The sequence below is a fragment of the Dactylosporangium sp. McL0621 genome, assembly GCF_049995355.1.
Classification (GTDB): Bacteria; Actinomycetota; Actinomycetes; order Mycobacteriales; family Micromonosporaceae; genus Dactylosporangium.
In genome coordinates, this window is record NZ_CP188259.1 from 1,621,278 (window position 1) to 1,646,910 (window position 25,633).

Genomic DNA, 25,633 nt, shown 5'->3' on the forward strand with positions numbered 1-25,633 from the left:
GCCATGCGCCGCATCGCCGTCGTCGACGCGCCGAGCAACCTGGGGTTACGGCCACCGACCGCATCCTCGGTGCCCGGCTGCGCCAAGGCGCCCGGCGCGCTGCGCGACCACAACCTGCTGGCCCGCCTGGGTGCCCGCGACGCCGGCTGCATCACCCCGCCGCGGTATGACCCGGCGGGGTGGCAGCCCGGCGACGGCGTGGCCCAGTCGGCCGAGATCGCCACGTACGTCAAGCGCCTCGCCGACCGCATCGGCTCGATCCTCGGCGCCGGCGACTTCCCGCTCGTGCTCGGCGGGGACTGCTCGATCCTGCTCGGCGCCGGCCTGGCGATGCGCCGCTACCAGAACGAGGCCGGCGGGCGCATCGGGCTGGTCTACGTCGACGGGCACTCCGACTTCCGCCACGAGGGCAACGCCTCCTACGTGGGCGCCGCGGCGGGCGAGGCGCTGGCCCTCGCGACCGGCCGCGGCCAGGCGAACCTCGCCTCGATCGAGCAGCGCCGGCCGTACTTCCGCGACGTCGACGTAGCGCTGCTGGGCATCCGCACCCACGACGAGTACCGCCTCGACCTGCAGGCCGCCGGGATCGTCGCCCGCGCCGTGCCGGAGCTGCGCTCGGACGGGGCCGCCCGGTCCGCGCAGTGGGCCCGCGACCAGCTGCGCGACTGCGCCGGCTTCTGGGTGCACATCGACGTGGACGTGCTCGACCCGGCCGTGATGCCGGCGGTGGACGCCCCGGACGTCGGCGGAATCGCGTACCGCGAGCTGGAGATCCTGCTCAGCGGGCTCATCGCCGACCCGCGCTGCCTGGGCGCGCAGGTCACCGTGTTCGACCCGGACTACGACCCGGACGGGCAGTACGCGGCGGAGGTCGTCGACGTGCTCGTGGCCGGGCTGGAGCCGCTCATCACGTCGTCGGCCCTCGTGGCGGCCTCGCCGGACCCGGTCATCTCGGCGCCGCCGTTCGCCGACCCGGTGTCGGCGCCGCCGGTCTCCGCGCCGCCGCTGGCGACACCCCGGCCGCCGGCATCGCTGCCGCCGCTGCGGCCGTCGCCGGAGGGGCATTCGCCCTTGACGCCGGGGGAGCTGCTGTCCGGCGGGTCGTCGCTCGCCGACTGGGGCACCTTCGCCACGCCGACTTCCCCGGCCGCCACGCCGACTTTCCCGGCCGCCGCGCCGACGTCTTCGGCCGCCGCGCCGACGTCTTCGGCCGCCGCGCCGACGTCTTCGGCCGCCGCGCCGACGTCTCCGGCCGCCGCGCCGACGTCTCCGGCCGCCGCGCCGACGTCTCCGGCCGCCGCGCCGACTTCGCCGGCCGCGCCGACGTCACCCGCCGCCGGGCCGACTTTCCCGGCCGCCCCGGTTTCGGCCGCCACCCCGACGTCACCTGCCGCTCCGATCTCGGCCGCGACGCCGACTTCGCCCGCCGGGTCGTGGCCCGCTGATTTCGGCTCGCCCGCTGCACCTGCCGGGTCCGTTTCGGTCGAGCCCGGCGCCGGCTTGAGCGCTGCCCCGGTGTTCGCATCCCCATCACCCGACTTCACTCCTCCCGACATTTCCGACATGTCGGGCGAGGGGGCGGACCTGCGAGGGGAAGTGGAGGACGATCGCCGTCGCGGAGACGCGGACGGCGGTCTCCGCGCGGGCGCGAACGGCGGCCACCGCGAACATGAGGACGGCGGCCTCCGCGGGGGCGTGGACGGTGGCCGTCGCGGAGATGAGGACAGCGGCATCGGGGCGGGCGTGGATGATGGTCTCCGCGCGGGCGTGAACGGCGGCCACCGCGAACATGAGGACGGCGGCCTCCGCGGGGGCGTGGACGGTGGCCGTCGCGGAGATGAGGACAGCGGCATCGGGGCGGGCGTGGATGATGGTCTCCGCGCGGGCGTGAACGGCGGCCACCGCGAACATGAGGACGGCGGCGTGCACGGTGGTCTCCGCGGAGACGTGGACGGCAGTCTTCGTGGATACGAGGACGGTGGTCGTCGCGAAGATGAGGGCGGCGGCCGTCGTGGAGGCGTGGACGGCTGGGACGAGTGGCCCGCGGACGAGGAGCGCGCCGCCGTGCTCCGGTCCGACCCGGCGGATGAGCAGCCCGGCGACGTGGGTGGCGACCAGGGCGATCCGGCGGCGGACAAGCCGGCCTGGCTGCTCGGGCGGTACAGCCGCTCCGCGTCCCTGTCGCTCGACTCGCTGCCCCGGGACTCGCTCGGGCCCGGCGGGCTCAAGCGCGGCGGCGGCAACGGCCCGTTCGTGCCCGCCCAGGCCGCCCGGCGCGGCGCTGACGACTCGCCCGAGTCGCCGCTGACCGATGTCGTGCCCGCCGCCCGTACGCCCGTCGAGGAAGAAGAGCCCGCGGGCTGAGCGACCGCGACGGCCGGGTCCCGACGGGGAGCCCGGCCGCCGCGCCAGGTCAGCCGACCGTCTGGAAGAACTTGCCGGCGATCGGGACGGCCGCCGCGGTCGAGGCGCCGCCGTTCTCGACGAACACGCAGAAGGCGATGTCGCCGCGGTAGCCCATGAACCACGAGTGGGTGTGGGCGGGGTCGTTGTCGTACTCGGCGGTGCCCGTCTTGCCCCGCAGGTCGCCCGGGAGGTTCTTGAGCTGGCTCGCGGTGCCCTCGGTGACCACCTCGCGCATCATCTGCCGCAGGGCGTCCACCGAGGCCTGGTTGAGCTGCGGGCCGTCGGCCGCGGGGCTCTTCGGGGCCGGCTCCAGCACGAGCTGCGGCTGCTTCCACTGCCCGCGTGCGATGCCCGCCGCCGCGGCCGCCATGATGACCGGCGAGACGAGGTTGGTGCCCTGGCCGAACGCGGCCGCCGCCTGCTCGGCCTTCGAGCCGTTCACCGAGATCTTGCCGCTGAACACGTCGGTGCCGAGGTCCCACTGGACGCCCAGGCCCAGCGACTGGGCGGTCTTGCCCAGGCCGTCGGGGGCGATCTGGGGCGCGAGCGAGGCGAACGCCGTGTTGCAGGACTTCGAGAAGTCGGTGCGCAGCGGTACGTTGCCGAGCTCCTCGTCGTGGGAGTTCTTGAACGTGCGGCCGTCGACCGTGAGCGTCTTCGGGCAGGCCACGACCGACTCGCCGGTCATGCCCTTGTCCAGCACCGCGAGCGCGGTGACGGCCTTGAGCATCGAGCCGGGCGGGGTCTGGCCGACGAGCGCGAAGTTGTTCGCGGCCGCGCCGGGGCCGTTGGCGACCGCGACGATCTTGTTGTCGCTGATGCGGATCGCTACCAGGGCCGAGCGCCGCGTCTCGCCCGCGAGGGCCTGCTCCGCCGCGTTCTGCATGTTGACGTCGAGGGTGAGCTTCACCGAGGTCCCGGTGGTGGGGTCGGAGGCGAAGAACTCCTTGTCGGGCGTGCCCTGCGGCATGGAGACGATCACCTTGACGCCGGACTTGCCCTGCAGGTCGCCGTCGTACTTCTGCTGCAGCCCGGCCAGCCCGACCACGTCCCCGACCTGGTACTTGCCGGGGTTCTTGTCCATGATCTCCTTCGTCACCTCGCCGGTCGTGCCCAGCAGGGCGCGGGCGAACTGCGCGGAGGGGGCCAGGGCCTGCGTCGAGTTGCGGGTGATCACGCCCGGCGTCGAGTTCAGCTTGTTCGCGATCGGGTCGAAGACCTCCTTGCGCAGCGTCACGATCTGCACGAAGGCGTCGGGCGCGGCCTTCTTCACCTTGTCCGGCAGGCCCGACACGTCGACGTCGACCTTCGCCTGCTTGAACGCGTCTGTCAGATTTTTGACCACGATGTTGATGTCGGTGATCGAGCGCGGCTGGACACCGACCGTCACGACCGGCTTACTGCTCACGATCGGCTGGCCGGCGCCGTCGAGGATGCTGCCGCGCGTGCCCGCCGTCTTGCGGACCGCCAGCTTGTCGGTCGGCTCGAGCTTGGGGTTGATGGTCTTCGCGCCGAAGACGACCGTCCACTGCTTGTCGACCCGTTTGGCGTCGACCGTCGTGTCGTACTCCCACGTCGAGTCGGCGACCGGCCACGCCACGTGCACGACGGCGCTGCTGTTGTCGTCCTTGACCACCGGCGCGCCCTTGAGGGTGAGCTTCGGCGGGTGGGCCGCGAGGTCGCCGGCGACGGTCGTCCACAGCTTCTGCGCCGCGTCGCCGGAGAGGGCTTTACCGTCCTGACCCAAGAACTTCAGGCCGCCGATGTTGCCCTGCTCCCAGGCCCCGAGGAAGGTCTTGAGCGAGTCGTCCGGCGGCTTGCTGGAGCACGCGGGCAGCGTGCCGAGCAGCGCCACGGCGGCGACGAGTGCGGTGACACGACGGATCGAAACGGCCATGTGGGCGATTCTGCGCTATGAAAGCACGGTTCCGCACGCCCCAAGATCGCATAAGTAGGACAATTCTCTACGCCGAGCCCCGCTTGATCGGGTACACGACGATGGTGAACCGGACTGAGGCATACCCCGCGAAGAGTCTTAGGCTGAGGGCGGACAACCCACAACGTGGTGGGCGAGGGGAGAACAACCGATGAATCGGCCTGGGGCAACCCCGGTGAAGGACGACGCGCGCGACTTACGCGGCGCGCGGACCCCCGAAGCGGCGGTCGAAGACGACGAGCTGGAGCAGTCAGTGCCCAACGCGGAGCATCTGGTCGCGGAGGCGGTCGTACTGGCCACCGCGCAGGATTCCGATCCCGAACTGGTCGCGGCCTACTGGCGCCTGGTTCCCGACGAAGAGCTGGCGTCCTGCAACGTCGCCAAGATGGTCGAGGCCACCCACTCGCACCTGGAGCTGGCGCAGCAGCGCCTGCCGGGCGAGCTGAAGCTGCGCCTCGGGCTGAGCGTCACCGGCGGCACCTCGGTGGAGATGGTCACCGACGACATGCCGTTCCTGGTCGACTCGGTCACGAGCGCGCTGTCCTCGCGCAACATCGACGTCAACCTGCTCGTGCACCCGCTCGTGGTGGTGCACCGGGCCCCGCTGGGGGCGCTGGAGGCGGTCCGCGTCGGCGTCGAGCCCGAGGACGCGGCGGCCGGCGACATGGTCGAGAGCTGGATCCGCATCGAGGTCGACCGCATCCGCGACGAGGCCGAGCTCGAGGAGCTGCGCACCGACCTGGCCCGCGTCCTCAACGACGTGCGGGAGGCGGTCGAGGACTGGCCGAAGATGCGCACCCAGGCGCTGGCCCTGGCCGACGAGCTCGGCTCCGCGCAGCTGCCGGTGCCGGACAAGGACATCACCGACTCGGTCGAGCTGCTGCGCTGGCTCGTCGACGACCATTTCACGTTCCTGGGCTTCCGGCAGTACAAGCTGATCCGCGGCGACGACGGCGAGGAGCTGCTGCAGGCGGTCCTGGGCAGCGGCCTGGGCATCCTGCGCGGCGACCAGGTGCAGCCCCGGGTGCTCTCCTCCATGACCGCGGAGGCCTACGCCAAGGCGCTGGAGAAGCGGCTGCTGATCATCACCAAGGCCAACTCCCGGGCCACCGTGCACCGCTCGGCCTACCTGGACTACATCGGCTTCAAGATGTTCGACGCCGACGGCAACGTGATCGGCGAGCGGCGCTTCCTCGGGCTGTTCTCCTCCTCGGCGTACCGCACCAGCGTCCGCGACCTCCCCGTCGTCAAGCGCAAGGTCGCCGAGGTGGTCGAGCGCTCCGGGCTGTCGCCGCGCTCGCACTCGGGCAAGGACCTGATGGAGACGCTCGAGACGTACCCCCGCGACGAGCTCTTCCAGATCGGCACCGACGAGCTCTACAAGGCCGTCATGGGCGTGCTGCGCCTGGCCGGCCGTCGCCAGCTGCGGGTTTTCCTGCGCCGGGACGCGTACGGCCGGTTCATCTCCTGCCTGGTCTACCTGCCCCGCGACCGGTTCACCACGGCCAACCGGCTGCGCATCCAGCAGATCCTGCTGGCGGAGCTCAACGGCGTCGGGGTCGACTACACCACCCGGGTCAGCGAGTCGAAGTTCGCGCGCGTGCACTTCATCGTGCGCACCGAGCCCGGCAACCCGCCCGGCTGGGTCGACGTCGACGACCTGACCGAGCGCCTGTCCGAGGCGACCCGGCTCTGGGACGACGACTTCCGGCTGGTGCTGGAGCGCAAGCTCAACGACGAGCACCAGGCCAAGGTGCTGTACCAGCGCTACGGCGGGGCGATCTCGGACACCTACAAGGACGAGCACACGCCCTACGAAGCGGTGAAGGACGTCGCCAAGCTGGAGCTGCTCGACGAGCCGGGCCAGCTCGTCATGCACGTGTACCGCCGCCGCCAGGACGAGTCCGACATCCGCTTCAAGGTCTTCCGCTACGGCGAGCCGATGATCCTCTCCGCCGTGCTGCCGGTGCTGCACTCCCTCGGCGTGCGGGTCACCGACGAGCGGCCCTACGAGGTCGTGCGGGCCGACGGGACGATCTACCTGTACGACTTCGGCCTCCAGCTGCCCCCGGACTCCCGGAACATCGCCGACGTGCGCCCGCACCTGGAGAACGCGTTCTCGGCCACGTGGCGCGGCGAGGCCGAGGTCGACAACTTCAACAGCCTCGTGCTCAAGGCCGGCCTGACCTGGCGCGAGGTCGTGGTGCTGCGGGCCTACGCGAAGTACCTCCGCCAGGCCGGCACGGTCTTCTCGCAGGACTACATGGAGACGACGCTGCTGGCGTACCCGGCCATCGCCTCCAAGCTCGTCGCGCTCTTCGCGGCCCGGTTCGACCCGCGCCTGCAGCTGTCCGAGGCCACGCGCTCGGTGCAGTCCAAGGAGCTCGTCGCCGCGATCAACGCCGACCTGGACGAGGTCACCAGCCTCGACCAGGACCGGATCATGCGCTCCTTCCTGCACCTGATCCAGGCGACCCTGCGCACGTCGTTCTTCCAGCGCGGCGACGGCGGGCGGCCGAAGTCGTACACCGCGTTCAAGCTCGACCCGCAGTCGATCCCGGACCTGCCGGCGCCCCGGCCGCGGTTCGAGATCTTCGTGTACTCGCCCCGCTTCGAGGGCGTGCACCTGCGCTTCGGCTCCGTGGCCCGCGGCGGGCTGCGCTGGTCCGACCGGCGCGAGGACTTCCGCACCGAGATCCTCGGCCTGGTCAAGGCCCAGATGGTGAAGAACGCCGTCATCGTGCCGACCGGCGCCAAGGGCGGGTTCGTCCTCAAGGAGAAGCCGGGCGACCGCGACGAGGCCGTGGCCTGCTATCAGCTGTTCATCTCGGCCCTGCTCGACGTCACCGACAACCTCGACGGCGGCAAGGTCGTGGCGCCGCCGGACGTGGTGCGCCACGACCCCGACGACCCGTACCTCGTCGTCGCGGCCGACAAGGGCACCGCGACGTTCTCCGACATCGCCAACGAGATCTCGCTGCGGTACGGCTTCTGGCTCGGCGACGCCTTCGCCTCGGGCGGGTCGGCCGGGTACGACCACAAGAAGATGGGCATCACCGCCAAGGGCGCCTGGGAGTCGGTGAAGCGGCACTTCCGCGAGCTCGACCTCGACACCCAGGCCACCGAGTTCACCGTGGTCGGCGTCGGCGACATGTCCGGCGACGTCTTCGGCAACGGCATGCTGCTCTCGCCGCACATCCGCCTGGTCGCCGCGTTCGACCACCGGCACATCTTCATCGACCCCGCACCCGACGCGGCCGCCTCCTTCGCCGAGCGGCGGCGCATGTTCGAGCTCCCGCGCTCGTCCTGGGACGACTACGACAGATCGGTCATTTCGCCCGGCGGTGGCGTCTTCTCGCGGACGGCCAAGTCGATCGTGCTGTCCGACGAGGCCCGCGAGGTGCTCGGGATCACCGCGCCCGGGCCGCTCGCGCCCAACGACGTCATGCACGCGATCCTCGCTGCGCCGGTCGACCTGTTCTGGAACGGCGGCATCGGCACCTACGTCAAGGCGACCGGCGAGTCGCACGCCGACGTCGGCGACAAGGCCAACGACTACCTCCGCGTCAACGGCCGTGAGCTGCGGGCGAAGGTCGTCGGCGAGGGCGGCAACCTGGGCCTGACCCAGCGGGGCCGCATCGAGTACGCGCTCAACGGCGGCCGCATCGCGACGGACTTCATCGACAACTCGGCGGGCGTCGACTGCTCCGACCACGAGGTCAACATCAAGATCCTGCTCGACCGCGCGGTCGCCGCGGGCGACCTGGAGCCGGCCGATCGCAACCCGCTGCTGGCCGAGATGACCGACGAGGTCGGCGAGCTGGTCCTGCGCGACAACTACGACCAGGCCACGGCGCTGGGCAACGCCCGGGCGCAGTCGCGCTCGCTGCTGCCGGTGCACAAGCGGCTCATCGCCGACCTGGAGCGCCGCGGCCAGCTCGACCGCGCGCTGGAGGGGCTGCCCAGCGACGAGCAGCTCGACGAGCGCGCCGCCAGCGGGGTCGGGCTCACCTCACCCGAGTTCGCGGTCCTGCTCTCGTACGTCAAGATCGTGCTGGAGCACGAGATCCTCGACTCCGACCTGCCGGACGAGGCGTGGACCACCGACGTGCTGCTCGGGTACTTCCCGACCCCGCTGCGCGAGCGCTTCGCCGAGGCGATGGCCGAGCACCCGCTGCGCCGCGAGATCGTCACCACGGCCGTCGTCAACGAGGCGGTGAACCGCGGCGGCACGTCGTTCTTCCACCGCGCCTCCGAGGAGACCGGCGCCGGGGCCTCGGACGTCCTGCGCGCCTCCGTGGTGGTCAACGAGGTGTACGGGCTGAGCGAGCTGCGCCGCGCGGTCGAGTCGCTGGACAACCGGATCCCGACGAAGTCGCAGACCGCGGTGTACCTGGAGATGCGCCGCCTGCTCGACCGGGCGGTTCGCTGGCTGGTCTCCAACCGGCGGCTGCCCATCGACGTGCCCGCCGAGATCGCGCGGCTGCGCCCCGGCATCGCCCGGCTGCTGCCGCAGCTGGACACGCTGTTCCGGGGCCGCGAGCGCGACTCGCTGCACGCCAACGCCGAGGGGCTGCGGGAGCTGGGGCTGCCCGAGGAGATCGCGGACAGCACGACCCGCATCATGTACGGCTTCGGCCTGCTCGACATCGTCGAGGTCGCGTCCACGACCGGCCGCGACGTCAACGAGGTGGCGACGGTCTACTACCTGCTCTCCGAGCGCTTCCGCGTCGACGACCTGCTCTCGCGGATCTCCGACCTGCCGCGCGAGGACCGGTGGCAGACGCTGGCCCGGATGGCGCTGCGCTACGACCTGTACGCCGCGCTGGCCGCCCTCACCGCGGAGGTGCTCAACGCCACCTCGCCGGAGGCGGACACCGAGGCGCGGGTGCACGAGTGGGAGCAGAGCAACGCGACGTCGATCGCGCGGACGCGCAACGCGATCGGGGAGTTCGGGGAGTCGCCCGGGGACCTGGCGGCGCTGTCGGTGCTCCTGCGGCAGATCCGCACGCTGGTGCGGGCCTCGGCCGCGTAGCGGCTACTGGCAAGGCTGGGCGGCCCCCTCTCCGGAGGGGACCGCCCACCTGCTTGTCCGGCCGCGCTTCGTTGATCAGGTCAGGCGGCCAGGCCCAGCGTCTCCGCGGCCGCGCGGCCGTTGGCGTGGCTCGCGCCCCACGTCGTGATGAACGCGCGGGCGCCCGACGGCCGCCACGACGACGGCCAGCCCATCTCGACCACGGTCACCGCGTGGGTCTCGGCCAGCGTCTCCACCAGCGCGCGGGCGCCCGGGAGGCGGTGCACGTTGCGGCCGACGACCACGATCGGGCGCGCGGCCGCGCGGGCGCGCAGCTGGGCCGGGTCGGCCCGGTCGGCCACGATGCGCACCTGCTCGGTGCCGTTGACGTGCGGGCCGAGGCCCCAGGGCACGCGGCCGGCGGCGATCGACGACTCCGACTCGAGCTGGACGATCAGGGGCGCGGCCGCGCGGTCGTGGGTGCCCTCGATGCGCACGGCGCCCAGGGCCGCGGGGTAGCCCAGGCCCGGCTCCTCGCGGTCGGTGCGGTCGCCGCTGCGCGTCCACGCGGCGAGGTCGGCCACGCGCGCGCCGGCCTCCTCGAGGCGGTCCAGCGGGAGGCGCCCGTCGCCGACCGCGGCCACGATCTCGTCCGCGCACGCGTTGGTGATCTGCTCGTCGATGTCGGCGCCGATGCAGAGCAGGTCGGCCCCCGCGGCCAGGGCCAGGATCGCGCCCTCGGGGATGCCGCCCGCGTACCGCGCCGCGCCCAGCATCTCCAGCGCGTCGGTCACCACGACGCCGGTGAAGCCCAGCTCGCCGCGCAGCAGGTCGACGAGCACCGCGCGGCTGAACGTGGCCGGGGCGTCGCCGGTGAGCGCGGGCACGCGGATGTGCGCGGACATGATCGACTTGGCGCCGGCCTCGATGGCGGCGGCGAAGGGCGGCAGCTCGCGGCCGCGCAGCAGGGCGGCGTCGATGTCTACGGTCGGCAGCTCGCGGTGCGAGTCGGCGAGCGTCGCGCCGTGGCCCGGGAAGTGCTTGGCGCACGCCGCGACGCCCGCGCCCTGCAGGCCGAGCACGGCGGCCGCGGTGTGGGTGGCGACGGCGATCGGGTCGGCGCCGAAGCTGCGGGTACCGATGATCGGGTTGTCGTCCGCCGTGTTGACGTCCACGGTCGGCGCGAGGTTGAGGTTGATGCCGAGCGTCTCGAGCTCGGCGCCGATGGTGCGGTACACCCTCCGGGTGACGGCGGGATCGCCCAGCGCCCCCAGCGCGGCGTTGCCCGGGTAGGGGCTGCCCGCCCGGTGCGCCAGGCGGGTGACGTCGCCGCCCTCCTCGTCGATGGCGATGAGGACGCCCTCGCGCGCGGCGTGCAGGCTCGCGGTAAGTTTCGCGAGCTGCTCGCGCTCGACGATGTTGAATCCGAAGAGCAGGTGCCCGGCCATCCCCTCGGCGAGGAGGTCCACGGCCCACGCGGGGGCCTCCTCCCCGCGGAAGGCGCCCAGCAGCGTGCCCAGGGCCAGCCGGCGGAGTCCGGGATCGGTCGACACGATGTTCCCCCCTCAGCGCGGACGGGGGTGCGGCGGCGGGGCTGCACACTCGTCCGATGCGCTATCCACGATCGTAAGAGCTTCTTGACCGGTTGTGCGTAGGCCGAGTGGTTGGTCCGGCCGTACGCTCTCCGAATAGGTTGCTTGTGGCACGCTAATAGGAAAGTTTCCTAAATACTAGGGGTCTTCGTCACGATGAGTTCCGCCCGACTGCCCGGCACGCCACGGCTGCTGCGCGCCCTCAACGATCGTGCCGCCCTCGAGCTGCTGCTGAGCCGCGGCCCACTCACCCGCGCCCAGCTCGGCGAGCTGACCGGGCTGTCCAAGGTCACCGCGTCGCAACTGGTCGAGCGCCTGGAGGAGCGCGGGCTCGTGGCCCGCGTGGGCGAGCAGGCCGGCGGGCGGGGCCCGAACGCGCAGATGTACGCGGTGGTACCGGCCACGGCGTACGTCGTCGGCGTCGAGGCCGGCCCCTCGCACGTGGTCGCCGGCGTGGCGGACATCACCGGCAACATCGTCGGGCGCACCGACATCGCGATCGGCGACGGCGACGACCCGGTCAAGGTGGTACACGCCGCGGTCATCGAGGCCGCCTCGGTCGCCGGCGCCCCGCTCGACCGGATCCGGCGCATCGTGCTCGGCACGCCCGGCCTGGTCGACCCCAAGAGCGGCGAGATCACGTTCGCCTGGGACCTGCCGCGCTGGCACCGTGGCCTGCTCACCGCCCTGCGCGAGGACCTCGACCGGCCCGTCATGTTCGAGAACGATGTGAACCTGGCCGCGATCGCCGAGCAGCACTCGGGCGCGGCCGTGGGCGCGCAGGACTTCGTGCTCGTCTGGCTGGACCGCGGCGTCGGTACCGCGGTCGTGCTCGGCGGCCGCCTGCACCGGGGCAGCGCCGGGGCGGCGGGCGAGATCGGGTACCTGCCGGTGGCGGGCACCCAGGTCAGCCGCGACGCGTCGCGCCGCTCGAAGAACGGCTTCCGCACCCTGGTCGACGCCGCGGCCGTGCGCGGGATCGCGAAGACGCACGGCTTCAAGGCCGCCGGCGTGGGCGACGCGGTGCGCGCGGCGATCGCCGCCGGTACCGCGGGCAGCCCCTTCCTGGACGAGCTGGCGCGGCGCATCTCGCTCGGGGTGGCGTCGGTGGGCCTGGTGCTGGACCCGGAGCTCGTCGTGCTCGCGGGCGACGTGGGCAAGGCCGGCGGAGCGGACCTGGCCCAGCGCGTGCAGCACGAGGTGGCGGCGATCGCGGTGGTGTCCCCGCGCGTGGTGTCAACCGAGGTGACGTCGGAGCCGGTGCTGCACGGGGCGATTCTGACGGGCCTGGACGCGGTACGCGAGGAGGTCTTCGGCTCGACGGCGTGAAAGTTTCACGCCGTGGGCGTCAACGCGCGTCGCGGCGGCGCATCGACAGGAAGGCCGCGGCGGCCACCGCGGCCACCACCGCCGTGATCACCAGGCCGCCCGTCTCCCAGCTGGCCTTGAACGTCGACCTCGCCACGGTCCCGACGCCGCCCTCGTCGGGCAGGACGCCCTTGCGCAGCCAGGCGCGGGCGTAGCTGGAGAGGCGGTACGGCTCGGCGTAGTCGGTGGTCTCCACGACGGTGAAGACCACGGTGCTGCCGAACTCCCACAGCAGCAGGTAGGTGATGCCGACGCCCAGGGCGGCCGACGTGTGGCGGCCGATCGAGGCGACCGAGAAGCCCAGCGCGGTGCCGGCCATGGCCAGAAACACGACGCGCAGCGCGGTGAGCAGCAGGGACCCGAACTCGCCCGCGGTCATCTGGCTCACGGTGCCGTTGCCCGCGGAGATGGCCAGGAAGGCGCCGGTCCACAGCGTGAGGTACACCAGCGAGACGAGGCCGACACCGGCCAGCGCGGCGAGCAGCTTGGCGCCGAGCACGGAGCCGCGGCGGGGAGCCCATAGCAGCAGGCTCGACATGCCGCCGGAGCTCCACTCGACCCCGACGAACGAGGCGCCCAGCACGAAGCCGGCGAGGGCGAAGAGGACGGCGGCCCCGTAGTACAGCGACGGCCACTGGCGGTGGAACGAGAACCCGTAGTCGAGCAGCGAGTCGGCGGTCGGGCGGGGGCCGTAGTCGCAGGCGCGCGGGAGGTCCTCGTTGGGCTCGGCCTGCTCCAGGCCGCTCTGGACGCGGCTGCAGTGCTCGGTGCGCTGGTCCCAGAGCTGGGCCAGCGGCACGGCGCGCTGCTCCGCCTGCGTGACCTCGGCCGGCGTGGGGCTGCTGCCGGTGAGCGTGAAGCCGAAGGTGATGAAGGCCAGCATCCCGCCGACGAGCAGCGCGGTGACGAGCGTGATGCGGCGGCTGAACAGCCGGGACCATTCGGCGGCGAACAGGTGCCTCATGCCGTGTGCTCCCGGGTCGTCCACTCGGAGTCGTCGACGGGGCGGAAGGAGCCGCGCGGGCCGCCGCCGGTGATGGTGAGGAACGCGTCCTCGAGCTGTGCGACCGGGGCGAGCTCGCGGACCCACATGTCGTTGACGCCGAGCGTGTAGGACACCCAGGCCGGCTCGGCGAGGTCGTGCACGACGAGGTGGTCGCCGGCGATGCTCACGTCCGCGCCCGCCTCGGCCAGAATCTGGGCCGCGCGCTCGTGGTCGTCGACGCGGACGCGGTACGCGCCCTTGTCCGCGACCGCGAGCACCTCGGAGACCGGGCCGGCGGCGACCGTACGACCGCGGGAAATAATCGTGACGGAGTCACAGATCTGGGCGATCTCGGCCAGGATGTGGCTGGAGATGACCACCGTCTTGCCCTGCGCGGCGTGGCCGCGCAGCAGGTCGCGCATCTCGCGCACGCCGGCCGGGTCGAGCCCGTTGTTGGGCTCGTCGAGGATGAGCAGGTCGGGGTTCTTCAGCAGCGCCGACGCGACCGCGAGGCGCTGGCGCATGCCGAGGGAGTAGGTCCGCACCATGTCTTCCGACCGGTCGGAGAGCCCGACCTGGTCGAGCACGACCCCGATCCGCTGCTTCGGCACCCCGCCGGCCTTCGCCAGCAGGGACAGGGTTTTGTACCCGGTGACGTTGCCGAAGAACGCCGGTGCCTCGACGATCGCGCCCACCCGCGGGGCGACCTCGGCCTGGCGCTGCGGCACCGGCTCGCCGAAGATCCGCATGCGCCCGCCGTCGGGGCGCAGGAGCCCGAGCAGGGTCTTGAGCGTCGTGGACTTGCCCGAGCCGTTCGGTCCGAGGAACCCGTGGATCTGCCCCGGCTCGACCAGCATGTCGAGCCGGTCGAGCGCGGCCCGCGGCCGTCCGAACACGCTCTGGTACGTCTTGACCAGACCGTCGATTTCCAGTGCGGGTGTCATCGAAGCGCACAATACGGCGTTCGTCACGTCCGTGTAGCCCCGGCAGCGGTCGATATGTGAGGCGTGGTTGGATTGGCATGTGTCAGATGACCTTGTCATCGCCGTGGACAATGCGACGGTCACCCGTAACGGCAACCACCTCATCCGATCGGTGAGCTGGCAGGTCGAGCTGGACGAGCGCTGGGTGATCCTCGGCCCGAACGGGGCCGGCAAGACCACGCTGCTCAACCTGGCCGGCGCGCGGATGCACCCCTCCAGCGGCACGGTCACCGTCCTCGGCGAGCGGCTCGGGCGGACCAACGTCGCCGAGCTCAAGACCCGCGTCGGCTTCTCCTCCAACGCGCTGCGGCTGCCGTTCGAGGAGACCGCGCGCGACGTGGTCCTCACCGCGTCGTGGGCCGTGGTCGGGCGCTACCGCGAGGCCTACGACACCATGGATGAGGGCCGCGCCCTGGCGCTGCTCGACCAGCTCGGGGTCGCGCCGCTCGCCGACCGCGTGTACGGCACGCTGTCCGAGGGGGAGCGCAAGCGGGTACAGATCGCGCGGGCCCTCATGACCGACCCGGAGCTGCTGCTGCTGGACGAGCCGTCGGCCGGCCTGGACCTGGGCGCCCGCGAGGACCTGGTGCGCCGCCTCGCCGAGCTGGCCGCCGACCCCGACGCCCCCGCGACCGTGCTCGTCACGCACCACGTGGAGGAGATCCCGCCGGGCTTCACCCACGCCATGCTGATGCGCGACGGCGGCGTCGTGGCGCAGGGCCTCGTGCACGACACGATCACGGCCGAGAACCTGTCGAAGACGTTCGGGCTGCCGCTGACCCTGACGACGGTCGACGGCCGCTTCCACGCGCAGTCGTCCTGAGCGCTGCGCTGCGCGCCGGCGTCCGATAAGTCGGGCGCTCCGCGCCGCGACTTATCGGATTTATCGCCCGACGGGCCATTCGCGCCATTCGACCCGTTCAGGTGCGCGGGGCTGGGCCGGCCGGGCGGGGCGCCCGACCGGTCCCGGTTTCCAGGGGCGTCAGCGGCCCTTGAAGGAGGGCTTGCGCTTCTCCACGAACGCGGTCATCCCCTCGGCCTTGTCGTCCGTCGCGAACAGGGCCGCGAACAGCTGGCTCTCCCAGGCCAGGCCCGACGCGAGATCCATCTCCAGGCCGCCGTCCACCGCCTGCTTCGCGGCGCGCAGGGCCAGGGCGGGGCCGTTCACGTACGGGCGGACGAGGTCCAGGGCGGCCTCGTAGACGCCGGCCGCGGGTACCACCCGATCCACCAGACCCATGGCCAGCGCCTCGGCGGCGGGGACGAAGCGGCCCGACATGATGAGGTCCTTCGCGCGGGCGGGGCCGACGAGGCGGGCGAGGCGCTGGGTGCCGCCCGCACCCGGGATGATGCCCAGAGTGATCTCCGGCTGGCCGAGCTTGGCGTCCTCGGCGGCCACGCGCCAGTCGGCGGTCAGGGCCAGCTCGCAGCCGCCGCCGAGGGCCCAGCCGGTGATGGCGGCGACCACGGGCTTGGGGATGCGGGCGACCGCGTCGAAGGCGGAGCTCAGCGCGCCCGCGCGGGCGGTCATCTCGGGGTAGCCCATGCCGGCCATCTCCTTGATGTCGGCGCCCGCCGCGAAGACCTTCTCGCCGCCGTACAGGACCACCGCGCGCACGTCGTCGCGCGCGGTCGCCTCGCGGGCGGCCTCGCGCAGCTGCTCCTGCACGGCGATGTTCAGCGCGTTCATCGGCGGACGATCGAGCCGTACGGTGCCGATTCCGTCCGAAACCTCCAGCCGGACAAAGGAAGTCACGTCTGTCTCCTCAACGTCGTTGTCGTTGCCCGGAGCGTATTCCGCTGTACCGTCAGAGGTGCCATGGCCACCACGTACTACCGGGACAACGTGGTGCACATCAGCTCGGGCGGTGTGCGCGTCGCTGAATCCTGGTATCCCCTCGAAACCCTCACCTACATCTGGCACGAGCGCACGGGACGGCTGCGGCACGGGGCGTACATGATCGGCACCCGCGGCGGGGCCGTGCTCCTCGTCATCGGCCTGCTCGTCGCGGCCGGGTTCGCGGCGCGCCGGATCGACTTCGGCGGGGAGCGGCGCACGATGTACATCGCGGGCGGCATCCTCGCCGTGATCTTCATCGGCGGCGTCGTCGCGTTCTGCCTGGAGGGGCTGCTCGACCTGCTCGACCGCGCCCACGACCACGGCAAGGGCGTCCACGAGATCTGGGTGCGCACCACCAACGGCGACTCGATGATCTACTCGACGACCGATGCGCCGAAGTTCGGCCAGATCTACCGAGCGCTGCAGCGGGCGGTCGAGCAGGCCGCTTAGACTGCGCGGCATGGTGGCCCTGGGTGTGGACTTCGGCACGTCGCACACGGTGGCCGTGGCCCGCTGGCCCGACGGCCGCGCCCGGCCGCTGCTGTTCGACGGATCGCCGCTGCTGCCCTCGGCCGTGACCCTCGAGGAGCAGGGGCTGGTGGTGGGCCGCGACGCGGTGCACGCCGCCCGCCGCGCGCCCGAGCGGTTCGAGCCCAACCCGAAGCGCCGCATCGACGACGGGTCGGTGCTGCTGGGGGAGCGGCCCGTCGCCGTGCCCGAGCTGGTCACCGCGGTGTTCCGGCGGGTGCTGGCCGAGTTCACGCGCACCGCCGGCGGCCCGCCCGACGCGGTCACCGTCACCCACCCGGCCGGCTGGGCGACGACGCGGCGGGCCACGCTGCAGGAGGCGGTGCGCCGGGCCGGGCTGCCCGGGGCCGCGCTGGTGCCCGAGCCGGTCGCCGCGGCCACGTACTTCGTGAGCGTCCTGCGCCACATGGTGCCCGTGGGATCGGGCGTCGTCGTGTACGACCTCGGCGCCGGCACGTTCGACGGCAGCGTGGTCGCCCGCACCGCGGCCGGCTTCGACGTGCGCTCCGTCGGCGGCCGCGACGACCTGGGCGGCCTCGACTTCGACGAGCTCGTGGTCGGGCTCGTGAGCCGTGCCCTGCCCGCGGAGGACTGGGCGCGGGTGAGCGCCGACCCGCGGGCGACCCGGCGGCTGCGCGACGAGGCGCGGGAGGCCAAGGAGCGGCTGTCCCGGGCGGCGTCGGCGACGGTCATGGTGCCGGTGCTCGACGTGGACGTACCGGTGACGCGGGAGGAGTTCGACAACGCCGCCCGGCCGCTGGTCGAGCGCTCGGTCGCGTCGCTCGCCGAGACCCTGCGCCTGTCGCGGCTCACGCCGGACCGGGTCGCTGGCGTGTTCCTCGTCGGCGGGGCGAGCCAGATGCCGCTGGTCGCCACCGAGCTGCACCGCGAGTTCGGCCGCCCGCCGATCACCATCGAGCAGCCGGAGATGGTGGTCGCCGAGGGCGCCGTGCTGGTCGGCCGGGCCGTGCAGACGACGAAGACCGGCCGGGTCGTGCCCGAGCCGCGGACCGCGGCGCTGCCGGCGGGCACCGGGAGCGTCCCGGCCGCCGCGCCGTCCGTGTCCGCGCCGCCGGTGTCGCCCGCGACCGCGCCGAACCACCCGATCAGCCCGATGCCGATCAGCTCCACCCCGATCAGTCCGACCCCGACCAGTCCCACGCCGGTCAGTCCGATGCCCGTGAGCCCGATGCCCGTCGTTCCCATGCGGCCGCCGATGTACCCGGTGGCGCAGCGGCCGATGTACCTGCCGCCCCCGCCGCAGGTCGTGTACTACCCCGTGGCGCCGATCCCTGTGCCGTTCCGCAAGGGGCCGTGGTCGATCCGGTGGCCCGCGGCGTTCATGACGACGTACGGCATCCTGCTGTACCTCCTCACCGCTCTGCTGCTGCTCGCCGCCGGCCTGCCGCAGCTGCTCGACCAGCCGCCCGAGGGCTGGGACGAGGCCGGCATCGACCGGCTCACCACCGACGCCCTGGAGTGGGCCGGCATCTGCGCGGTCGCGGCCACGCTGCTCATCAACGGCGCCATGCGGGCGCGGCGGCCGGCGGCCGGGCATCACTGGTACCCCCTGGCGCTCTGCCTGATCGTGGCCGTCAGCAACGCGGCGCTCACCCGCCCCGGAGGCGGCTACTGGACCCTCGTGCCCGCTGTGGTGTTCGGCCTGTCCACGGCGATGATGCTGCTACCCGGCTCCCGGCGCTGGATGCGCCGCCCGCCGCGGCCGCGTGCCCTGAAGCCGACCGACACCAAGGCCGGTTCGTAACCTCCGCCTAGACTTCGGGTCATGCCTACGCCAGGGATCCGGCTCGGGGTCGACTTCGGCACCTCGAACACCGTCGCCGTCGTGCGATGGCCGGACGGGCGCTCCCGGCCCCTGATCTTCGACGGATCGCCGCTGCTGCCCTCGGCCGTCTACGCGGAGCCCGGCGGCGCGATCATCGTCGGCCGCGACGCCGTGCACAGCGCGCGGCTCGAGCCGGCCCGCTTCGAGCCCAACCCGAAGCGGCGCATCGACGACGGCACGGTGCTCCTCGGTGACCGCGGGGTGCCGGTCAACGAGCTCGTCGCGGCGGTGCTGGGCCGGGTCCGCGACGAGTGGGCGCGCACGGTCGGCGACGCGGTGCCGGATGTGACGGTGACGGTACCGGCGTCATGGGGCGCGACCCGCCGTCTCTCGGTCGCCGACGCCGCCGCGGCCGCGGGGCTGGGCCGGGTGCGCCTCGTGCCCGAGCCGGTCGCGGCCGCCGCCTACTTCACCCAGGTCCTCGGCCACGACGTGAAGGTCGGCTCGGTCGTGGTGGTGTACGACTTCGGCGCGGGCACGTTCGACGCGAGCGTGGTCGCGCGCACCGCCGACGGCTTCGAGGTGCTCGCCGTCGACGGCCGCGACGACATCGGCGGCATCGACGTGGACAACGCGGTCGTCGGGCACATCGGCACCATCTGCGAGCCGCGCGCGCCGCAGGAGTGGGGGCGGCTGATGAGCCCGCAGACCGTCGAGGACCGCCGCCACCGCCGCCTGCTGTGGGACGACGCGCGGGTGGCCAAGGAGCGGCTGTCCCGCCAGCCGGCGTCGGACCTGACGATCCCGCTGCTCAACTTCGACGTACACCTGACGCGGGAGGAGCTCGAACACCTCGCGCGGCCGATGATCGAGCAGACCGTGCGGGTGACGCAGGGCGTGATGCGCTGGGCCCAGCTCGGCGAGGGCGCGGTCGCGGGCGTCTTCCTGGTCGGCGGCTCGAGCCGGATGCCGCTCGTGGCGACCATGCTGCACCGCCTGCTGGGCACCGCGCCGACCGCCATCGAGCAGCCGGAGCTGGTCGTGGCCGAGGGCAGCATGCTGGGCGGCTCGAAGTCCACCCAGCCGACCGCGCAGCCCGCCCCGGGCCCCGCGACGGGCGTACTGCCGCAGGTCGAGGGCTTCCCGTGGGAACGGCCGGAGCCGTCCTCGGCGCCGCCGGTCGCGTCCGCGCCGCCGGTCTCGGCGCCGCCCGCCTTCTCGATGCCCCCGCCCAGCCGGTTCGGCGGCCCGGTGTCGGCGCCGCCCGCCGAGAACCCCGTCTGGCCCGATCTGCCCCCCGCCGCCCCGGTTTCGGTCCCGCCGCCGGTCGCGCCGGTCTCCGCGCCGAGGCCGCCCGTGTCGGCCCCGCGGCCGCCCATGTCCGCGCCTCCCATGTCCGCGCCGCCCGTCTCAGCACCGCGGCCGCCGGTGTCGGCGCCGCCGGTGTCCGCACCACCCGTGTCCGCGCCGCCGGTCTCGGCGCCCCCGAACCGGCCGGTGAGCAGCGGCCGGGTCTACGGATCGGGCGGCGGCGTCCCGGAGCCCTCGACGCGCTACGACGAGTACGGCCGGCCGTTCAACAGCTCGCAGCCTCAGCCTCAGCAGCCGCCGCCGCAACAGCAGCAGCGCGTGCCGGAGTACGCCAAGGTGTACGACGGCTCGCGCCCGCGCCGCGGCCCGGCCGCCCGCGCGCTGCGGACCCTGGTCGTGCTCCTGCTGCTCGTCGCGGTCCCGCTGGTGGCCGGGGTGATCTCGTACTACCTGACCACCGACCACCTGCCCCCGCTGTTGCAGGACTGGTTCGGGTCCAACCCCTCGTAGCGGCAAACGTGAGTAGGATTCGCGCATGACGACGATCGACGGGCACGGCGGGGACCTCGCGCTGGCGGCGCTGCGCGGCTTCGGGGTCGCCGAGATGTTCACCCTCTCCGGCGGCCACGTCTTCCCGCTGTACGACGCGGCGAAGAAGGCCGGCGTGCGCATCGTCGACGTGCGCCACGAGCAGTCCGCGGTCTTTGCGGCCGAGGCGGTCGCGAAGCTGCAGCGGCGGCCGGGCCTGGCCGTGCTCACCGCCGGGCCCGGCGTCACCAACGGCGTCTCCGGCCTGACCAGCGCCATGTTCAACGGCGCGCCGGTGGTCGTGCTCGGCGGCCGGGCGCCGCAGTTCCGCTGGGGCTCCGGCAGCCTGCAGGAGATGGACCACCTGCCGATCGTGCGGGCCGTCACCAAGCACGCGGAGACGATCTTCTCCACCGACGAGGTCTACGCGCGGATGCGTGCGGCCGCGCTCACCGCGCTGACCCCGCACCGGGGGCCGGTCTTCGTCGACCTGCCGCTGGAGGTGGTCTTCTCCACCGCGGAGGGCGTCGCGACGGAGGATGCTTCGGCGGTACCGGCAACCGAGCCCGATCCCGACGAGGTCCACCGCGCCGTGAGCCTGCTCGCCGCGGCCGAGCGCCCCGTCATCGTCGCCGGATCGGACGTCTGGGCCGGCGACGCCACCGCGGCGCTGCGCGAGGCCGCGGAGGCGCTGCGGATTCCGGTCTTCGCCAACGGCATGGGCCGCGGCTCCCTGCCGCCCGGGCACCCCCTGGCGTTCGCGCGGGCGCGCAAGCCCGCGTTCGGCGGGGCGGACGTCGTCGCCGTCATCGGCACCCCGCTGGACTTCCGGCTGAACTTCGGCGACTTCGGCGGGGCCCAGGTCGTGCACGTCACCGACGCGTCCGCGCAGCGCGCCGGGCACGTCACGCCGGCCGCCGCCCCGGCCGGGGACCTGCGCCTGGTGCTGTCGGCCTTCGCGGCGTACCACGGCCTCGTGGCCGACCACGAGGAGTGGATCGCGACACTGCGCGCCGCGGAGAACAAGGCGCGCGGGCGCGAGACGGAGGCGCTGGAGGCCGACACCGACCCGATCAAGCCCAGCCGCGTCTACGGCGAGCTGCGCAAGGTGCTGGCCGAGGACGCGGTGACGATCGGCGACGGCGGGGACTTCGTCTCCTACGCCGGCAAGTACCTCGAGCCCGCCCGGCCCGGCACGTGGCTCGACCCGGGCCCGTACGGCTGCCTCGGCACCGGCATGGGCTACGCGATGGGGGCGCGGGTGACGTACCCCGACCGCCAGATCTGCGTGCTCATGGGCGACGGCGCGGCCGGCTTCTCGCTGATGGACGTCGAGTCGCTCGTGCGCCAGAACCTGCCGGTCGTGATCGTGGTCGGCAACAACGGCATCTGGGGGCTGGAGAAGCACCCGATGCGCCAGATCTACGGGTACGACCTCGCCGCCGACCTGCAGCCGGGACTGCGCTACGACGACGTGGTGAAGGCGCTCGGGGGCGCCGGGGAGACGGTCGAGAAGCCCGGGGATCTCGCCGGGGCGCTCGGACGCGCGTTCTCCGCCGGGGTGCCCTATCTCGTGAATGTCCTGACGGACCCCGAGGACGCCTACCCGCGTTCGTCGAACCTGGCCTGAGCTCCTACTCGAGCCCGAGCAGGCGGGGCAGGGAGCCGATCGAGCCGATCACCTCGTGCGCGCCGGCGGCCTGCAGCGCCTGCCGGTCGCCGGCGCCGGTGAGCACGCCCACGAGCAGGCCCGCGCCCGCGCGCTGGCCGGCGATGAGGTCCAGCGGCGTGTCGCCGACGACGACCATGCGCCGCACGTCCTCGACGCCGAGCTTGAGCGCCGAGACGAGCATGAAGTCGGGGAAGGGGCGGCCGCGGCCGGCGTCGGCGGGGGAGAGCACCAGGTCGACCTGGCCCCACCAGCCGAGCGCGTCGATGATCGCCTCCTGCGTGGCCCGGGCGAAGCCGGTGGTGAGCGCCACCTTGATGCCGTTCGCGCGCAGCGTCTTGATCGCCTCGATGGCGCCCGGGATCGGCAGCACGGCGCCCTCGTCGACGAGCAGCCCGTACGCCTCCTCGAACGTCTCGTTGGCGGCCTGGGCCCGCTCCTCGTCGCGGTCGAGCAGGAGCCGGAACACCTCGATGCGGCTCTGCCCCATCGTCTTGCGAACAACGGCGAGCATGCGCTCGTGCTGCGGGGTGCCCGGCGCCACGCCCTCCCCGGCGAACGCCACTGTGAAGGCCTGCTCGACCAGCCCGTCATCACGCACCGTAGTGCCTGCCATGTCGATGCAGGCGAGTTGCCACGCGGTCATCACGCGATAGGAGCACGGCGAGGAGACCGGAGAGTGAACGGCGCAAAACCGTCAGAAGGCACCCGTCCGCCGCAGTGCGCGCGGTCGCCCGTCGGGGTCGTGGACGAAGCGGTAGAGGACCCCGGACCACTGGCGGGTCCACCAGGTCAGCTGCGGTGCGTCGTAACGCAGCACGCGCCCGGGCGGCTGCGGCCCCGCCTTGCCGCCGGTGTACCACCGCTCCAGCTCCGCGGCCGAGCGCTCGAACGCGGCGACGAACGTTTCATGACGATCGTCGTCGATGTCGATTCCGAGGTGCTCGTGGGCGAGGCGCCGGCGCAGTGACCGAGCGTACCGGCCGGTAGGGTCGGCGACCGCGCAGGTCAGCTCCGAGTCGTGGGTCCACGAGCGCAGCGACACGTTGTCGGACCCGACGGTCGCCCAGGCGTCGTCGACCACGCACACCTTGGCGTGCACGTAGATCGGCGTGCCGTGCGCGTTCTCGGGGCTGAACACGTGCACGCGGTCGCCGCCGGCCTCGTCGAGCATGGCGAGGGCGCGCTCGCGACCGTACAGCTGCGGGGTCATGGCGATCTTCCCGGGCGCATCCGGATGGCGGGGCACCACGGCCACGAGGTGCAGCCCGGGCGTCTCGCGCAGCGCCTCGGCGAAGCACTCGGCGACCTGGGGCGACCACAGGTACTGGTCCTCGATATAGATCAGGCGCCGCGCCCGCGCGACGGCCTTGCGGTAGCCGCGGGCCACGCTGCGCTCGCCGTCCGGGGCGAACGGGTAGGCCCCGAAGCGCCGGTGCGGGTACGTCCGCAGCAGCTGCACCGGCAGCTCCCCGGCCGGCGGCGGGTCCGGCAGCTGCTCGGGCAGGGGGTCGGCGTGCGTGTCCTCGCGGTACACCATGTCGTGCAGGCGGAGGAACGGGTTGCGCGACAGCGGCGTCGGGTCGTTCCAGCGCTCCCGGAACGTCGCCTCGACCTGCCCCACGGCCGGGCCGCGCAGCTCGACCTGCGCGTCGTGCCAGGGCGGCCGGGGGCCGAAGGCGGGCGCCATGGGGATGGCCTGCGGGTCGCCCTCGTGCTCGCCGGAGTCGCCCCGGCCGTGGCAGAGGTCGATCCCGCCGACGAACGCGACGTCCCGCTCGGGCCGGCCCGGGTGGCGCAGCACCACGAACTTCTGGTGGTGCGAGCCGCCCGTGCGCACCCGCATGTCGCGCAGGCACTCGCCGCCGGCGGCCTCGATCTCCTCGCCGAGGTGCTGGTTCTCCTGCTCGCTGAACTGCAGCCGGTCGAGGTGCGAGCGCCACACCAGGCCCTTGACGACGACGCCGCGCGCGGCCGCCTCGCACAGGACCCGGGAGATCTCGGTGCCCTCGCCGTCGAGGCGCTGGTCGGGGTCGCCGCGCCAGTCGGTGAACATGATCAGGTCGTCGGCGCGGGTGCCGCGGATGGCCGCCAGCAGCGCCCCGTAGTACTCGTGGCCGTCGATGAGCGGCCGGACCGAGTTGCCCTCGGTCCACGGGGCCAGCTTCGAGTGCGGGTTGCCGCGCTCCTCCTCGCTCAGGAACCACTCGTTCATGCCGCCGCCGCCTTGAGCTGGGTCCGCTCCGGCGCCGGGGCCGGCTGCTCCACCAGGTCGTGGTTGGGCCGCAGCAGCCACCACGCAGCGAGCATCCACAGGCCCGCGAGGACGCAGCTGCCGAGGATGTCGGTGGGGTGGTGCATGCCGCGGTACATCCGCGACACCGCCACCCACAGCGGCATGAGCACCGCGGCCGCCGGGAGCAGCCAGCGCCACCACGCGCGGGTGCGCGGCATCACGAGCACCGCCGCGGTCGCCCAGATGCAGATCGTCGCCGCGACGTGGCCGGACGGGAAGCTCGAGGTGGGCATCGGCCCGTCCATGTTCTCCACGTCGGGGCGGGCCCGCCCGACGATCGCGGCCGAGCCCAGGAACAGGCTGAGCTCGCCGAACATCACCGTCACCAGGAACACCACGGGCCGCCAGCGGCGCACCGCGGCGAGCGCGAGGGCGCCGATCACCAGGCCGATGGCGAGGATGGCGTGGGTGTTGCCGACCTCGCTGCCGATGATCGTGATGCGGCCGAGCGCGTCCGTGCGGTGGGCGCCGAACCAGTGCGGGATCGTGCTGTCACCGAGCACGTTGCCGTTGCCGTGGCGGTAGTGGGCGAGCGGGAGGCCGAGCAGGATCAGCGCCCCGAACGTCAGCACCCACGCCACGCCGAGCCCGGCGAGCACCCAGCCGCGCCCGTGCCCGTCCCGCTCCGGCTCGTGCGGGTGTCGTCCGGGCGGGTTCGGGTCGGCCGGCGGCTCGGTCGGGCGCAGGTCGTCGGCGGCCTCGGGCTCCAGGCCCTCGGAGAGCGGGGCGGTGACGCTCTGGCCGTGTTCGTACCGCCAGAGCTCGAACGCGGCCGCGCAGAGCCCGACCCAGGCCACGCCGAGGGACCAGCCGCCGATCACGTCGGAGAGGAAGTGCACGCCGAGCGCGAGGCGGCTGAAGCCGATCAGGGCCACGACCGCGCCGACGGCGATGAGCACCGGGCGGCGCCACCGGGGCGGGAGCGCGGGCAGGAACACCAGCAGCAGGGCGGCGTAGCAGATGAAGGAGTTCAGCGAGTGGCCGCTCGGGAAGCTGTTGCCGCCCCCGTGCGCGACGGGCTGCTCGACCACGGGCCGCAGGCGGCCGACGGCGAGCTTGAGCACCGGGTCGAGGACGAGGCCCCCGAGCGCGGCGGCCAGCAGGAAGCCGGTAAGGCGGAACCGGCGGCGCACCAGCAGTACCGTCGAAGCAATCACCACCAGCCAGGAGAGCACGCCGAAACTGCCCAGCCGGCTGATCCCGCCCATCAGGCTCACCAGGAACCCGCTGGGCGCGACCAGGCCGTTGAGCCAGTTCGCGACGCCGCGGTCGACGGACTCCAGCGGCAGCCACCGCACCCGCACCGCGATCACGAGCACGCTGAACAGCAGCGCGCCCGCGCCGAACCCGATCATCCGAAAGAGTGCCGCCTTGTCACGTCTCACGTTTGC

At 73.1% G+C, this 25,633-nt stretch carries 15 protein-coding genes and 1 pseudogene; 8 read left to right on the forward strand and 8 right to left on the reverse strand.

The features are described from left to right. Positions 1–3: 3 nt before the first annotated feature. A pseudogene (locus ACPPVO_RS07450) lies at positions 4–904 on the forward strand (arginase family protein); the annotation flags it as partial. Positions 905–2,413: 1,509 nt separating this feature from the next. Here the strand turns inward: ACPPVO_RS07450 and ACPPVO_RS07455 are convergent. Further along, a complete protein-coding gene (locus ACPPVO_RS07455; protein WP_426510512.1) occupies positions 2,414–4,303 on the reverse strand; it encodes a penicillin-binding transpeptidase domain-containing protein in 1,890 nt (629 codons plus the stop codon). 190 nt (positions 4,304–4,493) lie between these two features. Here ACPPVO_RS07455 and ACPPVO_RS07460 point away from each other — a divergent pair, with 190 nt between their 5' ends. Further along, positions 4,494–9,377 (forward strand): NAD-glutamate dehydrogenase, encoded by a 4,884-nt coding sequence (locus ACPPVO_RS07460; RefSeq protein ID WP_426510514.1) that lies wholly within the window; start codon positions 4,494–4,496, stop codon positions 9,375–9,377. An 80-nt stretch (positions 9,378–9,457) separates the two neighbouring features. Here the strand turns inward: ACPPVO_RS07460 and ACPPVO_RS07465 are convergent, their stop codons facing one another. Then, positions 9,458–10,909 (reverse strand): glycoside hydrolase family 3 protein, encoded by a 1,452-nt coding sequence (locus ACPPVO_RS07465; protein WP_426510515.1) that lies wholly within the window; start codon positions 10,907–10,909, stop codon positions 9,458–9,460. A gap of 195 nt (positions 10,910–11,104) precedes the next feature. Here ACPPVO_RS07465 and ACPPVO_RS07470 point away from each other — a divergent pair, with 195 nt between their 5' ends. Beyond that, complete coding sequence (locus ACPPVO_RS07470) at positions 11,105–12,277, forward strand: ROK family transcriptional regulator (protein WP_360369214.1); 1,173 nt, start codon at positions 11,105–11,107, stop codon at positions 12,275–12,277. A gap of 19 nt (positions 12,278–12,296) precedes the next feature. Here the strand turns inward: ACPPVO_RS07470 and ACPPVO_RS07475 are convergent, their stop codons facing one another. Next, the gene (locus ACPPVO_RS07475; protein ID WP_426510516.1) at positions 12,297–13,280 is read right to left on the reverse strand and encodes an ABC transporter permease subunit; all 984 of its coding nucleotides are present in this window, start codon (positions 13,278–13,280) and stop codon (positions 12,297–12,299) included. Then, a complete protein-coding gene (locus tag ACPPVO_RS07480; protein ID WP_426510517.1) occupies positions 13,277–14,245 on the reverse strand; it encodes an ATP-binding cassette domain-containing protein in 969 nt (322 codons plus the stop codon). The genes ACPPVO_RS07475 and ACPPVO_RS07480 overlap by 4 nt, the downstream gene beginning before the upstream one ends. 79 nt (positions 14,246–14,324) lie before the next feature. On the opposite strand from ACPPVO_RS07480, the gene ACPPVO_RS07485 reads away from it, so the two are divergent. Then, a complete protein-coding gene (locus ACPPVO_RS07485) occupies positions 14,325–15,107 on the forward strand; it encodes an ABC transporter ATP-binding protein (protein ID WP_426510518.1) in 783 nt (260 codons plus the stop codon). Between the two features lie 159 nt (positions 15,108–15,266). Here ACPPVO_RS07485 and ACPPVO_RS07490 read toward each other — a convergent pair whose 3' ends face one another. Then, entirely contained in the window at positions 15,267–16,040 is a 774-nt protein-coding gene (locus ACPPVO_RS07490) for an enoyl-CoA hydratase/isomerase family protein (protein ID WP_426510519.1), read from the reverse strand. A gap of 63 nt (positions 16,041–16,103) precedes the next feature. Here ACPPVO_RS07490 and ACPPVO_RS07495 point away from each other — a divergent pair, with 63 nt between their 5' ends. From ACPPVO_RS07495 to ACPPVO_RS07510, 4 genes are read left to right on the forward strand one after another with little or no spacing between them, the layout of a single operon-like run. Next, on the forward strand, positions 16,104–16,574 hold the full coding sequence (locus tag ACPPVO_RS07495; RefSeq protein WP_426510520.1) for a DUF6232 family protein: 471 nt from the start codon (positions 16,104–16,106) through the stop codon (positions 16,572–16,574). Positions 16,575–16,584: 10 nt separating this feature from the next. Continuing rightward, entirely contained in the window at positions 16,585–18,417 is a 1,833-nt protein-coding gene (locus ACPPVO_RS07500; protein ID WP_426510521.1) for an Hsp70 family protein, read from the forward strand. Positions 18,418–18,438: 21 nt separating this feature from the next. After that, a complete protein-coding gene (locus tag ACPPVO_RS07505; RefSeq protein ID WP_426510522.1) occupies positions 18,439–20,259 on the forward strand; it encodes an Hsp70 family protein in 1,821 nt (606 codons plus the stop codon). Between the two features lie 25 nt (positions 20,260–20,284). Beyond that, on the forward strand, positions 20,285–21,907 hold the full coding sequence (locus tag ACPPVO_RS07510) for an acetolactate synthase (protein ID WP_426510523.1): 1,623 nt from the start codon (positions 20,285–20,287) through the stop codon (positions 21,905–21,907). Positions 21,908–21,911: 4 nt separating this feature from the next. On the opposite strand, the gene ACPPVO_RS07515 is transcribed toward ACPPVO_RS07510, so the two are convergent. Genes ACPPVO_RS07515 through ACPPVO_RS07525 form a run of 3 tightly spaced genes read right to left on the reverse strand, consistent with a single transcriptional unit; the run spans position 21,912 to position 25,627 of the window. Beyond that, on the reverse strand, positions 21,912–22,592 hold the full coding sequence (locus ACPPVO_RS07515; RefSeq protein ID WP_426510524.1) for a phosphonatase-like hydrolase: 681 nt from the start codon (positions 22,590–22,592) through the stop codon (positions 21,912–21,914). Between the two features lie 51 nt (positions 22,593–22,643). Continuing rightward, positions 22,644–24,161, reverse strand: coding sequence for a phospholipase D family protein (locus ACPPVO_RS07520; protein ID WP_426510525.1), 1,518 nt, complete (start codon positions 24,159–24,161; stop codon positions 22,644–22,646). Then, positions 24,158–25,627: a phosphatase PAP2 family protein gene (locus ACPPVO_RS07525; RefSeq protein WP_426510526.1), complete on the reverse strand. Its 1,470-nt coding sequence runs from the start codon at positions 25,625–25,627 to the stop codon at positions 24,158–24,160. The genes ACPPVO_RS07520 and ACPPVO_RS07525 overlap by 4 nt, the downstream gene beginning before the upstream one ends. Between the last annotated feature and the right edge of the window lie 6 nt (positions 25,628–25,633).

Coding starts and splice junctions, on each gene's coding strand:
- ACPPVO_RS07455 (WP_426510512.1), bottom strand. CDS start 4,303: ATGGCCGTTTCGATCCGTCGTGTCACCGCACTCGTCGCCGCCGTGGCG.
- ACPPVO_RS07475 (WP_426510516.1), bottom strand. CDS start 13,280: ATGAGGCACCTGTTCGCCGCCGAATGGTCCCGGCTGTTCAGCCGCCGC.
- ACPPVO_RS07495 (WP_426510520.1), top strand. CDS start 16,104: ATGGCCACCACGTACTACCGGGACAACGTGGTGCACATCAGCTCGGGC.
- ACPPVO_RS07520 (WP_426510525.1), bottom strand. CDS start 24,161: ATGAACGAGTGGTTCCTGAGCGAGGAGGAGCGCGGCAACCCGCACTCG.
- ACPPVO_RS07500 (WP_426510521.1), top strand. CDS start 16,585: ATGGTGGCCCTGGGTGTGGACTTCGGCACGTCGCACACGGTGGCCGTG.
- ACPPVO_RS07505 (WP_426510522.1), top strand. CDS start 18,439: ATGCCTACGCCAGGGATCCGGCTCGGGGTCGACTTCGGCACCTCGAAC.
- ACPPVO_RS07460 (WP_426510514.1), top strand. CDS start 4,494: ATGAATCGGCCTGGGGCAACCCCGGTGAAGGACGACGCGCGCGACTTA.
- ACPPVO_RS07515 (WP_426510524.1), bottom strand. CDS start 22,592: ATGACCGCGTGGCAACTCGCCTGCATCGACATGGCAGGCACTACGGTG.
- ACPPVO_RS07470 (WP_360369214.1), top strand. CDS start 11,105: ATGAGTTCCGCCCGACTGCCCGGCACGCCACGGCTGCTGCGCGCCCTC.
- ACPPVO_RS07480 (WP_426510517.1), bottom strand. CDS start 14,245: ATGACACCCGCACTGGAAATCGACGGTCTGGTCAAGACGTACCAGAGC.
- ACPPVO_RS07510 (WP_426510523.1), top strand. CDS start 20,285: ATGACGACGATCGACGGGCACGGCGGGGACCTCGCGCTGGCGGCGCTG.